We start from the raw sequence: 14,553 nt of genomic DNA, 5'->3' as shown, positions 1-14,553 counted from the left end.
GATCAGACCTTCGGGCCGACTACGTTATAAGGAACAGGTTTGCCGTCGCGCGGCGCGGCGGCTGCTGCCGACGTTGGCGACGGCGGCGATGCCGCTGACGCGCTCGCCTGCGCGCCGGCATCGGCCAGGGCGCGGCGCAGCCGGGCAAGCTCCATGCGCTGGCGCATCAGGTTGGGCGCGATCGATGCCAGTGCCGCGACCGCGCCGAGCACGAAGGCCGCGAACAGGATCAGGATCAGCGGGGCATGCCAGACGGCGTTGAAGAACAGCTGCAGCGAGGCTTCGGCGGTATTGCGCAGCGCCAGCACGAACAGCAGCACGAATACGACGATGCGGACGATCCAGGCGAACAGTTTCATGCGGTTGGCAGCGTTTCAGCGTGACGTGGAAGCGGCACCGGCGCACTCGCGCGAGGTCCGGCAAAGACCCCGGCATTGTAACGGATACGCTTCACCTATTCGGTAACCGGGCCGTAATGCGGCCCGGGCTGCGGCCCGGCGCCAGACGCCGGCAAGCCGCTTGCGCACGATGCGCCACCCGTCTCGGTGCGCACGCAAGGCCGGCAGCAATAAAAAAAGCGCCCCTAAGGGGGCGCTTTTTTCAACCACACAAGCAGCAGGCAAAACCCGGCAATCAGGAAGAGCGGACAAAATTCAGCCCACCCTCGTGCAATCCCGCCGCTGCGGCGGGAGCGCTGCCCTGGCCTACCTTGCCCGGCACGGCCTGGGCCGTGCGGGGGCCGGCGGCATGACCGTTGCCATTGGCGCCCGGAGGCGCCGGCTGGCTGCGGTCAACCCGTTCGCGCAATTCCTTGCCCGCCTTGAAGTGCGGCACCCGTTTTTCGGGCACCAGCACACGCTCGCCGGACTTGGGATTGCGCCCCACGCGAGGCGGACGCTTGTTCAGACCAAAACTGCCGAATCCGCGAATCTCGATGCGGTGGCCATCGGCCAACGCCTCGGACATCGCGTCGAGTATCGTTTTGACCGAGATGTCCGCGTCCCGCAGCAGCAGCTGGGGGAAGCGGGCAGCCAGTTTTTCGACGAGCTCCGACTTGGTCATGGGCATACGCGCAAGCGCGGGGGCCTGCGATTACTGGTTGTCCTGGCCGAGCTTGGCCTTCAGCAGGGCGCCGAGGTTGGTCGTGCCAGCCGTGCCAGTGTCAGCCTGGAACTTCTGCATCGCTTCTTGCTGCTCTGCGCTGTCCTTGGCCTTGATCGACAGGTTGATGTTGCGCGACTTGCGGTCGACGTTCACCACCAGGGCGGTGATCTGCTCGCCTTCCTTCAGCACGTTGCGGGCGTCTTCCACGCGGTCAGCGGAGATTTCCGAAGCACGCAGGTAGCCTTCCACATCGTCAGCCAGCTGGACCACGGCGCCCTTGGCGTCAACCGCCTTGATGGTGCCCTGAACCAGCGAACCCTTGTCGTTGGCCGAGATGAAGTTGTTGAACGGATCGCCCGACAGCTGCTTGATGCCCAGCGAGATGCGTTCCTTGTCGACGTCGATGCCCAGAACCACGGCTTCGACTTCGTCGCCCTTCTTGTACTTGCGAACGGCTTCTTCGCCAGTCTCTTGCCACGACAGGTCCGACAGGTGCACCAGGCCGTCGATGCCGCCCGGCAGGCCGATGAACACGCCGAAGTCGGTGATCGACTTGATCTGGCCGGCCAGCTTGTCGCCCTTCTTGTGGTTACGCGAGAAATCGTCCCACGGATTGGCCTTGCACTGCTTCATGCCCAGGCTGATACGACGCTTGTCTTCGTCGATATCCAGCACCATGACTTCGACTTCGTCGCCCAGCTGGACAACCTTGGACGGGGCAACGTTCTTGTTGGTCCAGTCCATTTCCGACACGTGCACCAGGCCTTCGATGCCGGCTTCGATCTCGACGAACGCGCCGTAGTCGGTCAGGTTGGTCACCTTGCCGAACAGGCGGGTGCCTTGCGGGTAGCGACGCGAGATGCCGACCCACGGATCTTCGCCCAGCTGCTTCACGCCCAGCGAGACGCGGTTCTTTTCCTGGTCGAACTTGAGGATCTTGGCGGTGATTTCCTGGCCAACCGACAGCACTTCGCTCGGGTGGCGGACACGGCGCCAGGCCAGGTCGGTGATGTGCAGCAGGCCGTCAATGCCACCCAGATCCACGAACGCGCCGTAGTCGGTGATATTCTTGACGATACCGTTGACGATGGCGCCTTCCTTCAGGGTTTCCATCAGCTTCTGGCGCTCTTCGCCCAGGGTCGCTTCGACCACGGCGCGGCGCGACAGCACCACGTTGTTGCGCTTGCGATCCAGCTTGATGACCTTGAATTCCAGGGTCTTGCCTTCGTACGGGGTGGTGTCCTTGATCGGGCGCACGTCAACCAGCGAACCCGGCAGGAACGCGCGGATGCCGTTGACCATCACCGTCAGGCCGCCCTTGACCTTGCCGGTCACGGTACCCGAGATGATCTCGCCGTCTTCCAGCGCCTTCTCGAGGTTCAGCCACGATGCCAGGCGCTTGGCCTTGTCGCGGGAGAGGATGGTGTCGCCATAGCCGTTCTCGAGCGCATCGATGGCCACGGAGACGTAGTCGCCGGCCTGCACTTCGAGTTCGCCCTGGTCGTTCAGGAACTCCTCCACCGGCACGAATGCCTCGGACTTGAGGCCGGCATTGACGACCACGAAATTGTGGTCGATGCGCACGACTTCAGCGGAGATCACTTCGCCAGCCTTCATATTGGAGCGGGCGACGGATTCCTCGAACAGTGCGGCAAAGGATTCGTTAGTTTGCAGGTCGGACATAAACGTAAGGTGAAATCCGCAATACGCTGGCCGGCGCGACTATCGCGCTCAGTCTGCCAGTGCAGCGGGGTCAGGTTTGACACAAGCCAGCCACAAGTCTTGCCCGGGCTGGCGCCATCTGGTGCCGTCGGGGTACGCCGCTTCTACTGATGCGCCCGCATGCATCTCATGCATCGGGCCGCACAGCGGCAAACCACTCCAGCACCTGCGCCACTGCCTGGTCCACCGTCATATCGGAGGTATCCAGCAGCTTTGCATCCTCGGCGGGACGAAGCGGCGCGGCGGTGCGGGTGCGATCCCGTACATCGCGCGCTTCAAGGTCACGCAAAAGGTCTTCAATATTAGCAGAAATTCCCTTATCAATCAATTGTTTATAGCGCCTGCGAGCGCGCGCCTCAACACTTGCGGTCAGGAACACCTTGAGCGGCGCATCCGGGAAGATCACGGTGCCCATGTCGCGGCCGTCGGCGACCAGCCCGGGCAGCTTGCGGAAGCTGCGCTGCAGCTGGGTCAGCGCATCGCGCACCGGCTGGTGCACGGCGATGGCCGAGGCCCGGTTGCCGATTGCCTCAGCACGGATTGCCAGGCTGACTTCCTCGCCTTGCAGCCAGACGCGGTCAGGGCCGAACTTCACATCGAGGCGGGAAGCGATCTTTGCAAGCGCGTCCACGTCCGCCAGGTCAATCCCGGCGCGGTCGCTGGCCAGCGCCACGAGCCGGTACAGGGCGCCGCTGTCGAGCAGGTGAAAGCCCACGGCGTCCGCAACCTTGTGCGCGACAGTGCCCTTGCCCGAGGCAGTCGGCCCGTCAATGGCGATGACGTTGACGATAGTCATTGTTTATAAAGCCAAAAGAAACGATTGATTGTGAATTCAATTGAGAATCATTATTATTTGATTCATGGCGCTTGACCGCAGCCGCGGCACGGTGCCCTTCCCGTCCCAGTCGCGAGGCAATCTAACATGGCAAAAACCCTGACGTTCGGCATCATGCACCTCGGCATCGCGTTCAGCGTGACGTATGCGCTGACCGGCAGCCTCGCCATCAGCGGTGCCATCACCTTCATCGAGCCGGCCGTCAATACCGTGGCCCACTACTTCTTCGACCGCTACTGGGAGAAGCGCGAGCGCCGCCAAGCCGGGACTGCCCGCAATCATGCCCCGGCGCAGCGCAACCACGCCAACCTGGCCGGCGCCTAGCCGGTCACGCCCGCAAACACGCTGAAGTAATCCGGGAACGTCTTCGCCACACAGCCCGGATCATTGATCCGCACCGGCAGCGGCCCGAAGGCTGCCAGCGAGAAGCACATCGCCATGCGATGGTCATCATAGGTGCCAATGCCGTCGGCCGGAGTCTGCCACGGCTGCGGCGGCGTCACACGCAGGTAGTCTGCCCCCTCTTCCACGACTGCGCCGAGCTTGCGCAGTTCCGTCGCCATCGCCGCGATACGGTCCGTTTCCTTGACGCGCCAGCTGGCGATATTGGTCAGCGTAGTCGTGCCTTCGGCAAACAGTGCTGCCACCGCCAGCGTCATCGCCGCATCGGGGATATGGTTGCAGTCCAGTTCGATGCCGTGCAGGCGCCCGTCGTCGCGTTCCGTGCCGCGCACTTCGATCCAGTTGTCACCTGCCATCACATTGGCGCCCATGCGGTTGAGCGCCTCGGCGAAGCGCACATCGCCCTGGATGCTGGCCATGCCCACGCCTTCCACCCGGACCGGGCCACCGCCGATCGCGCCGGCCGCCAGGAAGTAGGAAGCGGACGACGCATCGCCCTCGACAAAGATCTCGCCCGGCGAGCGGTAAGCTGCGCCGGCCGGCAGCACGAAGCGCTCCCAGCCCTGCCGCTCGATCTTGATGCCGAAGCGCGCCAGCAGGTTCAGCGTGATCTCGATATACGGCTTGGAGATCAGCTCGCCCACCACCTCGATCTCGATGCGGCCGCTGTCGGATTGCGCCATCGGCAGGCTCATCAGCAGCGCGGTCAGGAACTGGCTCGACACATCGCCGCGCACGCGGATCGGCGCATCGATGCGAATGCCGGCCGGCTGGATATGCAACGGCGGAAAGCCTTCATTGCCAAGGTAGTCGATCACGGCGCCCACCTGGCGCAGGCCGTCGACCAGGTCGCCGATTGGCCGCTCATGCATGCGCGGCACGCCCGACAGCTTGTAGTTGCCGCCCTGCAGCGCAAGCGCGGCAGTCAGCGGGCGGATCGCGGTGCCGGCATTGCCCATGAAGAGCTCGGCCGACTTGTTCGGGAAATTGCCGCCGGCGCCGGTGACAATGTAGTCGTCGCCTTCCTGCCGCCACGCCACGCCGAGCGTGCGCAACGCCTGCAGCATCACGCGGGTGTCGTCGGAATCGAGCAGATCGCGCACGCGGGTCTCGCCCGTGGCCAGTGCGGCCAGCAGCAGCACGCGGTTGGAGATGCTCTTCGAGCCCGGCAGCCGGACGGTGCCGTTGGCGCGGGTCAGGGGGCCTAGCGTCAGGTGTTCCATGGTTCTCGTGGGCGCCGGGGCGCCGCGGTCAGGCGATTGGTTCAGGGTTCGGTATGGTTGCCCGCGGCACGCTCTGCGCCCCAGGCCAGCCGGGTCTTGCTGGCGCGCGCGAAGATGCGTTCGAGCGCGTCGCCGTCGCCCTTCTCGATCTGCGCCTTCAGGTGCGCCAGCACCGACTGGTAGGTATTCAGCTCACGCAGCAGCGCGTCGCGGTTGGCCACGCAGATATCGCGCCACATTTCCGGCGACGAGGCCGCGATGCGCGTGAAATCGCGGAAACCGCCGCCGGCGAAGCCCAGCTTCAGCGCGGCATCTTCCGCATTGGCGACCTGCGCCACCAGCGCGTACGACAGCACGTGCGGCAGGTGGCTGACCGCGGCAAACACCGCGTCGTGCTGCACTGCCGACATCACATGGCATTCTGCGCCGGCGCTTTCCCACATGGCGCGCACCGCGGCGACATCGGCGCGCGAGTTTTCCTGCAGCGGGCACAGCACGGTCTTCTTGCCGAGGTACAGGTCCGGCAGCGCCGCCTCCACGCCGTTGAGCTCGCGCCCGGCGATCGGGTGTGCCGGCACGAACTGCGCGACCTTGTCGCCGAGCGCCGTCTTGGCCGCCATGATCACGTCTGACTTGGTGCTGCCGGCATCGGTGACGATGGTGCCCGGCTGCAGGTGCGGCTCCAGCGCGTGCAGCAGCGCAAAGTTCTGCGCCACCGGCGCGCACAGCACGATCACGCTGGCGCCGCGCGCGGCATCCGCCAGCGTCGCGGCCTCGTCGATCACGCCAAGGTCCAGCGCCTTCTGCAGCGACGCCGGCGAGCGCCCCACCCCGACCACCGTGCCCACCACGCCGGCGCGCCTGAGCGCCAGCGCGAGCGAGCCGCCGATCAGGCCGACACCGACAATGACAACACGGGAAAAATGCAATGCACTCACAATCTCAGGCCGCTAGGGGCAGTGGCTCGGACCAGGCCGAGGTAAATCGATGATTGGCAACGAGGCAGGCAAGCAGCCTGCAGCGAAACGCCGCGATTGTAGCCGCGCTCACGCCAGCGCCCGCTCCAGCGCCGCGATGAAGGCCGCGTTCTCCTCGGCCAGGCCGATGGTCACGCGCAGCCAGCGCGGCAGGTTGTAGTTGCCCACCGGCCGCACGATCACGCCCTGCTTCAGCAACGCCAGGTTGACGCGCGCGCCGGCGCCGTCGTCATCGCCCACGCGCACCATCACGAAGTTGCCGGAAGACGGCACGTATTCCAGCCCGAGCCGGTCGAAGGCATCGGTCAGCTGGCGCTTGCCGGCACGGTTCAGCTCGGCGCTGCGGCGCAGGAACCCGGCATCGCCCAGCGCGGCGATGGCCGCGGCCTGCGCCACGCTGTTGACGTTGAACGGCTGGCGGATGCGGTTCAGCAGGTCCGACAGCTCCGGCTGCGCCACCGCGTAGCCGATGCGCAGGCCCGCCAGGCCATAGGCCTTGGAGAACGTGCGCGACACCATCAGGTTCGGGTAGCGGCGCACCCAGGCGAGCGAATCGTATTGCTGGTCGGCATCCAGGTATTCGTTGTACGCCTCGTCCAGCACCACCACCACATTGGCCGGCACCCGCTGCAGGAAGGCTTCGATCTGCGCGGCCGGCACGAACGTGCCGGTCGGGTTGTTCGGGTTGGCGATAAAGACCAGGCGCGTATCGGGCGCGATCGCCGCGGCCATCGCCTCCAGGTCATGGCCGTAGTCGCGCGCGGGCACTTCGATGGCGCGTGCGCCGATCTCCTGCGTGGCCAGCGCGTAGACCGCGAACGAGTACTCGGCATAGACGATCGACTGACCCGGCTCCACCAGCGCATGCGCGGCCAGCTCCAGGATGTCGTTGCTGCCATTGCCCAGCGTCAGCCAGTCGGCGGGCACGCCGAAGCGCGCCGACAGCTCGCCCTTCAACGCAAAGCCGTTGGAATCCGGGTAGCGGCCGAGTTCAGCCACCGCATCGGCCACCGCGCGGCGGGCCGACTCGGGCATGCCGAGCGGATTCTCATTGGAGGCGAGCTTGACGATGCCGGCCTCGTCCAGGCCGAACTCGCGCGCGACTTCCGAAATCGGCTTGCCGGCCACGTACGGCGAAATCGCCCGCACATAGCCGGGTCCGAACACCGTGCCGCCTTGCTTACCCTGCTCTGCCATCTCGTCTCCTTGTTCTTGCCTGGCTGCCTTACTTGCTCGACGGATACGAGCCCAGCACCTTCAGGTAAGCCGCGTTGCGCCGCAGCTCTTCGATGGCGCGCGCCACTGCCGGCTCATGCTGGTGCCCTTCCACATCGACGTAGAAGTAGTACTCCCACGCGCCGCTGCGCGCCGGGCGCGACTCGAAGCGGCACATCGACACACCGTTCTCCGCCAGCGGCGCCAGCAGCTGGTACACCGCGCCGGCCTTGTTAGGTACCGACAGGATCATCGAGGTCTGGTCGCTGCCCGACGGCTCGGTCTCATAGCGGCCAATCACGGCAAAGCGCGTGCGATTGTGCGGATCGTCCTGGATATGCGTGCGCACGATATGCAGGTGATAGCGGTTGGCGGCGGACTCGCCGGCAATCGCGGCCACGGTCGGGTCTTCGCTGGCCATGCGCGCGGCCTCGGCATTGCTCGACACCGCCTGGCGCTCCAGGTGCGGATAGTTGGCGGTCAGCCAGTGCTGGCACTGCGCCAGTGCCTGCGCATGCGCGCGCACCACCGTGACGCCCTGCATGTCGGGCGTGGATGCCATCAGGTTGTGGTGCACCTTGAGCGCGATCTCGCCGCTGATCTTCAGCGAGGTCTGCAGGAACAGGTCGAGCGTGCGCGACACCGCGCCCTCGGTGGAGTTCTCGACCGGCACCACGCCGTACTCGACCGTGCCCGCCTCGACGGCACGGAACACCTCGTCGATGCTCGGGCAAGGCACGCCCGACACCTCATGGCCGAAGTGCGCATACAGCGCCTGCTCGGAGAACGTGCCGGCCGGGCCGAGGAAAGCCACTTCCAGCGGCTTTTCCAGCCCGCGGCAGGCGGACATCACCTCGCGCCAGATCGCCGCAACGCTTTCGCCCAGCAGCGGGCCGGGGTTGGCGCCCTGCACCTTGCGGATCACCTGCAGCTCGCGCTCCGGGCGGAACACCGGCGCACCGTACTTCTTCTTGACCTCACCGACCTCGAGTGCCAGTTTGGCGCGGCGGTTCAGCATCGCCAGCAGTTCGCGGTCAACGGTGTCGATCTGCTCGCGCAGCGGGCTCAGCTCGACCGACAGCTTGCGCTCGGCTTCGCTCAGGTGGCTGTCGTTCTGCTGCTCGTTGGGCGGCGTCTCCTCGCGCGCGGGGGTGCGGTCTTGGCTTGTCATTTTGTATGAATCCGGTGGGCCGCCGGGGCGCGGCGGCCGGAGAAAAACTGACCTCTGCCTGCCGGCGCACTGTGCCTGAGGTGCGCGGGCAGCCAGCGGGAATGCGCGTCAGGCGGACGTACGCTCGAACTCGCGCATGAAATCGACCAGCGCCATCACGCCTTCCAGCGGCATCGCGTTATAGATGCTGGCGCGCATGCCGCCAACGGTCTTGTGTCCCTTGAGTTGCACCAGGCCGTTGGCCCGCGCCTGTTGCAGGAACACTTCATTGCGCGATTCGTCGCCCAGGAAGAACGGCACGTTCATGCGCGAGCGGCAGCTCGGATGGATCTCGTTGCGATAGAAATCGCTCTGGTCCAGGTAGTTGTACAGCGCCGACGCCTTGGCGATATTGCGCTGCTCGATCGCGGGCACGCCGCCCTGGCGCTTGAGCCACTTGAAGACCAGGCCGGCGATATAGATCGCATAGGTCGGCGGCGTGTTGTACATCGAGTTGTGCTCGGCCACCAGGCGCCAGTTGAATGCCGACGGGCACAGCGGGTGGGCATGGCCGATCAGGTCGTCGCGCACGATCACGATGGTGACGCCGGCCGGGCCGATATTCTTCTGCGCGCCGCCGTAGACCACCTGCACGCGCGACCAGTCGATCGGGCGCGACAGGATATGGCTGGAAGCATCCGCCACCACCACGCGGTCGCCCTTGACCTGGCCGATATCGGGAATGTCCTGAAACTCCACGCCGACGATGGTCTCGTTGGTGCACAGGTGCACGTAGCCGGCATCGTCCGACAGCTTCCAGTCAGCAATGTCGGGGATGCGGTGGAATTTCTCCGCCTCGCTGGTGGCCGCGATATTGACCGCGCCATAGCGGCGGGCTTCCTGCTCGGTCTTGACCGACCAGGTGCCGGTGACGACGAAATCGGCCTTGGGCTGCTCGGCGCTGCGCAGCCGCATCAGGTTCAGCGGCACGATGGCGTTTTCGCCAATGGCGCCACCTTGCAGGAACAGCACCTTGAAATTGGCGGGGATGTGCAGCAACTCGCGCAGGTCAGCGATCGCTTCGTTATGGATGCTTTCGAATTCGCGGCTGCGGTGGCTCATTTCCATCACCGAAACCCCGGTCCCGTGCCAGGACAGCATCTCCTCGGCAGCCTGCTGCAGCACTTCGGCGGGCAGCGCCGCCGGGCCAGGGGAGAAGTTGTAGACACGTTCGGCTAATGCACGCTGCATCATGCCGGCAAGAGCGGGATTCTGGGGATCGTTCATGAGACGGGGAATGGAAAAATGGCTGCCGGTGTTACCCAAGCAGCCATTATCCCTCAAACCCGCGCCCCGTTGGGCACCCGGGGCCAGGCCCCGGGGCCGCACTTGCCTGCAAGGCTGCAGGCGGACGGCGGTCTGATTCAGTGGCGGATCACGCCAGCATCACTTCGAAGCGGCGGTGATTTCCTTCTCTGCGGCGTCGCGCATCGACTTGCCGACCTGCGGGCCGTACTTCTGCATCATCGAACCCCAGATCTCCTGGGTCGCCTTGCCCTGGTTGGCCATGAACTTCTGGCCGGTCGGCGACTTCAGGAAGGTGGTCAGGTCCTTGAGTTCCGCCGTCGAGTAGTACTTGCCGAAGGCATCGTAGTGCGCCTGGATCGCGTCCTTGCGGAAGCCATCGGTGCTGAAGGCCGAGCCGGCGCCGTCAACCATGCGCTGGACCGCGCCGTTCTTCTTCAGCTTTTCGACAGCGGCCTGCTTCTGCTTGTCGTTCAGGGTCTTGTTCTCGACCAGCACTTGTTCCAGCACCAGCGGAGCTTCCTGCTTGGCGCCTTGCTGCCAGTTTTCGGCCTGGCCCTTGACAGCCTGGTCTGCCTGCATGACGGAAAGCAGTTCCTTGATGGCTGCTGTCTTTTCCGCATCCTGCGCATGGGCGTGCTGCGCCATCATGAAGGTCGGAACGAAAGCGGCCAGAACTGCGATACGTCGATAGGTTTTGAGCATTGTGACTCCCTGGTAAATACGTCCGTTTTAGTCCGGACAGCCGCGACGCGAGTTCCGGCGGGCGTCCTATTGTTGCAACAATTTACGATTTGTCTTACGGATTAGCGTCCAAGTCGGCCCCGGCAGCACCTTCTGCACCGTCGGCGTCTTCAGCCTCGTCGCCACCGGCACCGTTATCGGCATCGCTTTCGACGATGCGCTGCAGCCCGGACAACTTGGTGCCTTCGTCAACGTTGATCAGCGTGACACCCTGCGTGGCGCGGCCCATTTCGCGGATTTCAGCCACGCGGGTACGGATCAGCACGCCACCGGTGGTGATCAGCATGATCTCATCCTCGGGCGAAACCAGTGCTGCCGCCACCACACGGCCATTGCGCTCGCTCGTCTGGATCGCAATCATGCCCTTGGTGCCGCGACCGTGTCGAGTGTACTCAGCAATGGGGGTGCGCTTGCCGTAGCCGTTCTCGGTCGCGGTCAGCACGCTGCCGCGCATGCCCGCCTCAGCCTCTTCGGCGGTCTCGGCCGGCGCCACCAGCATGGCGATCACGGTCTGGCCGTCTTCCAGGTTCATGCCGCGCACGCCGCGCGCCTGGCGGCCCATCGGACGCACGTCGTTCTCGTCGAAGCGCACGGCCTTGCCGGCATCGGAGAACAGCATCACATCGTGCTGGCCGTCGGTCACGGCCGCGCCGATCAGGTAGTCGCCCTCGTCCAGGTCGACCGCGATGATGCCGGCCTTGCGCGGATTGGAGAACTCGGTCAGCGCGGTCTTCTTGACCGTGCCGCGGGCGGTGGCCATAAAGATGAAGTGCTCGGCGTCAAACTGCTTGACCGGCAGGATCACATTGATCTTCTCGCCTTCGGACAGCGGGAACATGTTGACGATCGGGCGCCCGCGCGAGTTGCGCGAGCCCTGCGGCACCTCATACACCTTCAGCCAGTAGAGCCGGCCGCGGTTGGAGAAGCACAGGATGTAGTCGTGGGTATTGGCCACGAACAGCGTGTCAATCCAGTCGTCTTCCTTGGTCGCTGCCGCCTGCTTGCCGCGTCCGCCACGCTTTTGCGCGCGGTACTCGGAAATCGGCTGGCTCTTCATATAGCCGCTGTGCGACAGCGTGACCACCATGTCCTGCGGGGTGATCAGGTCTTCGGTGTCCAGCTCGGTCGCGTTCAGCTCGATCTGCGAACGGCGCTCATCGCCGAATTCGGCGCGGATAACGGTGAGTTCGTCGACGATGATTGCAGTAATACGCTCCGGCCGCGCCAGGATATCCAGCAGGTCGGTGATTACCGCCATGATGTCGCGATATTCCTGGACGATCTTGTCCTGTTCGAGCCCGGTGAGGCGTTGCAGGCGCATTTGCAGGATTTCCTGCGCCTGGCCATCCGACAGGCGGTACAGGCCGTCTGCCTGCATGCCGAACACCGGCGGCAGCCCGTCCGGACGATAGGAGGCGCGGCCGCCCGGGGTCTCGCCTTCGGCGCGCGCAAGCATTTCGCGGACCAGGGCCGAATCCCATGCCTTCGCCATCAGTTCCTGCTTGGCGATCGGCGGAGTCGGTGCGGCCTTGATGATGGCGATGAATTCGTCGATGTTGGCCAGCGCGACGGCCAGGCCTTCCAGCACGTGGCCGCGCTCGCGCGCCTTGCGCAGCTCGAATACCGTGCGGCGGGTGACGACTTCTCGCCGGTGCGCCAGGAAGTACTCCAGCATCTGGCGCAGGTTCAGCAGGCGCGGCTGGCGGTCGACCAGCGCCACCATGTTCATGCCGAAGGTGTCCTGCAGCTGGGTGTTCTTATATAGGTTGTTGAGAACAACCTCGGGCACCTCGTTGCGCTTGAGCTCGATCACCACGCGCATGCCGGACTTGTCCGACTCGTCGCGGATGTCGGAAATGCCCTCGATCTTCTTTTCAGTGACTAGTTCGGCGATGCGTTCGAGCAAGGTGCGCTTGTTGACCTGGTAGGGCAGCTCGTCGACGATGATCGCCTGGCGCTGGCCGCGGTCGATGTCCTCGAAGTGCGTCTTGGCCCGCATCACCACGCGGCCGCGGCCGGTGCGATAGCCTTCGCGAACGCCCTGGATGCCATAGATAATCCCGGCGGTCGGAAAATCAGGCGCCGGAATCAATTCAATCAGTTCATCCACCGTCGCCTGCGGGTTGCGCAGCAGGTGCAGACAGCCATCGACGATTTCATTCAGGTTATGCGGCGGGATATTGGTGGCCATGCCCACCGCAATACCGGACGAACCGTTGATTAGCAGATTGGGAATACGCGCCGGCAGGATCGAAGGCTCTTTTTCAGAGCCGTCGTAGTTGCTGTCGAAATCGACGGTTTCCTTGTCGATGTCGAACAGCATCTCGTGGGCGATTTTCGCCAGGCGGATTTCGGTATAACGCATGGCCGCGGCGTTATCGCCGTCGACCGAACCGAAATTACCCTGGCCGTCGACCAGCATGTAGCGCAGCGAGAAGTCCTGCGCCATGCGGACGATGGTGTCGTAGACTGCGGTATCGCCGTGCGGGTGATACTTACCGATCACATCACCGACGATACGGGCCGACTTCTTGTAGGGTCGGTTCCAGTCGTTGTTAAGCTCGTGCATCGCAAACAGCACGCGCCGGTGCACCGGTTTCAGGCCGTCCCGCACATCAGGAAGCGCCCGGCCCACGATCACGCTCATGGCGTAATCGAGATAGGAGCGGCGCATTTCCTCTTCGAGGGAGACCGGAAGGGTTTCTTTTGCGAATGGATCCATTGCGGCGTGGTTTATGCGGCAGGTTTAAGCGAATGACAGGCCCTTTAGCGCGCGGCACAGTGGGCGCCTGACGGCTGGGCAACGTGTCATTCTAACATGCCGCCACCCCCCGCCTGCCGCTCTCCGGACAGCCCTTGCGCACACCTCCCGAGGCCCTCGCTGAAACCCGGAATCCCTGATGCCACAAGGCTTTGCGGGCGACACAAGACCTATGTTGCACAAACACCACAGGCCCAAAACCCATGCGGCGAATCGAATATATTTACTTCTTAGGAAACGACCCTTGTGGCACAATTCCCCAGCGAAGAGCCAGACATTGTTCGAAGTGGAGCATCCACCACATCGAGAATGTTATACTCCGAAGAATGTATGACTTGTTTTCGTCCATTTGCTCGCAGTAACCCTGCGGTGATCTCATCCTGAGAGGAGAAATATGAAAAAATTTGCCAAGCTCGCGCTCGTTGCAGCTACCGCAGTAATGGCTGCATCCGCTCAAGCTCAGTCCGTCCCTTATGAAAAGAAGGCAGTGAACGACAACTGGGGCAACGGTACGAGCGAGTACGTGTGGAAGAATGGCACGAACGAGCTCTGCTGGCGCGACAGCTCCTGGACCCCGGCCACCGCCAACGCGCTGTGCGACGGCGCCCTGGCCCCGGCCGCACCGGCACCGGCACCGGCTCCGGTGGCTCCTCCGGTCGTCTCGAGCGAGAAGGTCACTTTCGCTGCTGACACCCTGTTCGACTTCGACAAGGCTGTCCTGAAGCCGGAAGGCAAGGCCAAGCTGGACGACCTGGTCTCGAAGCTGCAAGGCATCACCCTGGAAGTCATCATCGCCGTTGGCCACACCGACTCGTTCGGTTCGGACAAGTACAACGATCGCCTGTCGATCCGTCGTGCTGAATCGGTCAAGGCTTACCTGGTGAGCAAGGGCGTTGAAGCCAACCGCGTCTACACCGAAGGCAAGGGCAAGCGCCAGCTGAAGGTCGATCCGAAGTCGTGCAAGGGCAACCGCAAGTCCCAGATCGCCTGCCAGCAGCCGAACCGCCGCGTGGAAGTCGAAGTGGTCGGCACCCGCAGCGCACGTTAATCGGATTCTTTCCGACGACGAAAGGCCCAGCGCAAGCTGGGCTTTTTTTTTGGTACAGTTGCCCGGA

13 protein-coding genes are annotated in these 14,553 nt (G+C 64.2%); 2 read left to right on the top strand and 11 right to left on the bottom strand.

The window, feature by feature from the left end; translation table 11 throughout:
• Window positions 1-2: 2 nt before the first annotated feature.
• From AC3WQZ_RS06740 to cmk, 4 genes are all read right to left on the bottom strand, one after another.
• Window positions 3-359 (bottom strand): LapA family protein, encoded by a 357-nt coding sequence (locus tag AC3WQZ_RS06740; RefSeq protein WP_010812952.1) that lies wholly within the window; start codon window positions 357-359, stop codon window positions 3-5.
• A gap of 274 nt (window positions 360-633) precedes the next feature.
• Complete coding sequence (locus AC3WQZ_RS06735) at window positions 634-1,062, bottom strand: integration host factor subunit beta (RefSeq protein ID WP_492300229.1); 429 nt, start codon at window positions 1,060-1,062, stop codon at window positions 634-636.
• Between the two features lie 30 nt (window positions 1,063-1,092).
• Entirely contained in the window at window positions 1,093-2,787 is a 1,695-nt protein-coding gene (gene rpsA / locus AC3WQZ_RS06730) for a 30S ribosomal protein S1 (RefSeq protein WP_010812954.1), read from the bottom strand.
• A 166-nt stretch (window positions 2,788-2,953) separates the two neighbouring features.
• Complete coding sequence (gene cmk, locus AC3WQZ_RS06725; RefSeq protein ID WP_010812955.1) at window positions 2,954-3,622, bottom strand: (d)CMP kinase; 669 nt, start codon at window positions 3,620-3,622, stop codon at window positions 2,954-2,956.
• 126 nt (window positions 3,623-3,748) lie between these two features.
• On the opposite strand from cmk, the gene AC3WQZ_RS06720 reads away from it, so the two are divergent.
• Window positions 3,749-3,985, top strand: coding sequence for a DUF2061 domain-containing protein (locus AC3WQZ_RS06720; RefSeq protein WP_010812956.1), 237 nt, complete (start codon window positions 3,749-3,751; stop codon window positions 3,983-3,985).
• Here AC3WQZ_RS06720 and aroA read toward each other — a convergent pair.
• The 7 genes from aroA to gyrA all read right to left on the bottom strand — a co-directional run bounded on the left by aroA (window position 3,982) and on the right by gyrA (window position 13,399).
• Window positions 3,982-5,286, bottom strand: coding sequence for a 3-phosphoshikimate 1-carboxyvinyltransferase (gene aroA, locus AC3WQZ_RS06715; protein ID WP_454750223.1), 1,305 nt, complete (start codon window positions 5,284-5,286; stop codon window positions 3,982-3,984). The genes AC3WQZ_RS06720 and aroA overlap by 4 nt on opposite strands.
• A gap of 41 nt (window positions 5,287-5,327) precedes the next feature.
• The gene (locus tag AC3WQZ_RS06710; RefSeq protein WP_011614700.1) at window positions 5,328-6,224 is read right to left on the bottom strand and encodes a prephenate dehydrogenase; all 897 of its coding nucleotides are present in this window, start codon (window positions 6,222-6,224) and stop codon (window positions 5,328-5,330) included.
• Window positions 6,225-6,332: 108 nt separating this feature from the next.
• A complete protein-coding gene (gene hisC / locus AC3WQZ_RS06705) occupies window positions 6,333-7,460 on the bottom strand; it encodes a histidinol-phosphate transaminase (protein ID WP_010812959.1) in 1,128 nt (375 codons plus the stop codon).
• 28 nt (window positions 7,461-7,488) lie between these two features.
• On the bottom strand, window positions 7,489-8,649 hold the full coding sequence (pheA, locus tag AC3WQZ_RS06700) for a prephenate dehydratase (RefSeq protein WP_010812960.1): 1,161 nt from the start codon (window positions 8,647-8,649) through the stop codon (window positions 7,489-7,491).
• Between the two features lie 108 nt (window positions 8,650-8,757).
• Window positions 8,758-9,915 carry a 3-phosphoserine/phosphohydroxythreonine transaminase gene (gene serC, locus AC3WQZ_RS06695; RefSeq protein ID WP_051398460.1) on the bottom strand — a complete coding sequence of 386 codons (1,158 nt, stop codon included), beginning with the start codon at window positions 9,913-9,915 and terminating at the stop codon, window positions 8,758-8,760.
• 159 nt (window positions 9,916-10,074) lie between these two features.
• Window positions 10,075-10,638 carry a DUF2059 domain-containing protein gene (locus tag AC3WQZ_RS06690; RefSeq protein ID WP_010812962.1) on the bottom strand — a complete coding sequence of 188 codons (564 nt, stop codon included), beginning with the start codon at window positions 10,636-10,638 and terminating at the stop codon, window positions 10,075-10,077.
• A gap of 94 nt (window positions 10,639-10,732) precedes the next feature.
• On the bottom strand, window positions 10,733-13,399 hold the full coding sequence (gene gyrA / locus AC3WQZ_RS06685; protein WP_492300227.1) for a DNA gyrase subunit A: 2,667 nt from the start codon (window positions 13,397-13,399) through the stop codon (window positions 10,733-10,735).
• A 433-nt stretch (window positions 13,400-13,832) separates the two neighbouring features.
• On the opposite strand from gyrA, the gene ompA reads away from it, so the two are divergent.
• Window positions 13,833-14,486 (top strand): outer membrane protein OmpA, encoded by a 654-nt coding sequence (gene ompA, locus AC3WQZ_RS06680; RefSeq protein WP_010812964.1) that lies wholly within the window; start codon window positions 13,833-13,835, stop codon window positions 14,484-14,486.
• Window positions 14,487-14,553: the final 67 nt, after the last annotated feature.

The sequence above is a fragment of the Cupriavidus sp. FW305-26 genome (assembly GCF_058787975.1).
This window is presented reverse-complemented; position numbering and strand designations above follow the sequence as displayed.

What these genes read in the sequence shown, in the direction of transcription:
- AC3WQZ_RS06740 (WP_010812952.1), bottom strand. Translation starts at nt 359, where the DNA reads ATGAAACTGTTCGCCTGGATCGTCCGCATCGTCGTATTCGTGCTGCTG.
- AC3WQZ_RS06735 (WP_492300229.1), bottom strand. Translation starts at nt 1,062, where the DNA reads ATGACCAAGTCGGAGCTCGTCGAAAAACTGGCTGCCCGCTTCCCCCAG.
- rpsA (WP_010812954.1), bottom strand. Translation starts at nt 2,787, where the DNA reads ATGTCCGACCTGCAAACTAACGAATCCTTTGCCGCACTGTTCGAGGAA.
- cmk (WP_010812955.1), bottom strand. Translation starts at nt 3,622, where the DNA reads ATGACTATCGTCAACGTCATCGCCATTGACGGGCCGACTGCCTCGGGC.
- AC3WQZ_RS06720 (WP_010812956.1), top strand. Translation starts at nt 3,749, where the DNA reads ATGGCAAAAACCCTGACGTTCGGCATCATGCACCTCGGCATCGCGTTC.
- aroA (WP_454750223.1), bottom strand. Translation starts at nt 5,286, where the DNA reads ATGGAACACCTGACGCTAGGCCCCCTGACCCGCGCCAACGGCACCGTC.
- hisC (WP_010812959.1), bottom strand. Translation starts at nt 7,460, where the DNA reads ATGGCAGAGCAGGGTAAGCAAGGCGGCACGGTGTTCGGACCCGGCTAT.
- pheA (WP_010812960.1), bottom strand. Translation starts at nt 8,649, where the DNA reads ATGACAAGCCAAGACCGCACCCCCGCGCGCGAGGAGACGCCGCCCAAC.
- serC (WP_051398460.1), bottom strand. Translation starts at nt 9,915, where the DNA reads ATGAACGATCCCCAGAATCCCGCTCTTGCCGGCATGATGCAGCGTGCA.
- AC3WQZ_RS06690 (WP_010812962.1), bottom strand. Translation starts at nt 10,638, where the DNA reads ATGCTCAAAACCTATCGACGTATCGCAGTTCTGGCCGCTTTCGTTCCG.
- gyrA (WP_492300227.1), bottom strand. Translation starts at nt 13,399, where the DNA reads ATGGATCCATTCGCAAAAGAAACCCTTCCGGTCTCCCTCGAAGAGGAA.
- ompA (WP_010812964.1), top strand. Translation starts at nt 13,833, where the DNA reads ATGAAAAAATTTGCCAAGCTCGCGCTCGTTGCAGCTACCGCAGTAATG.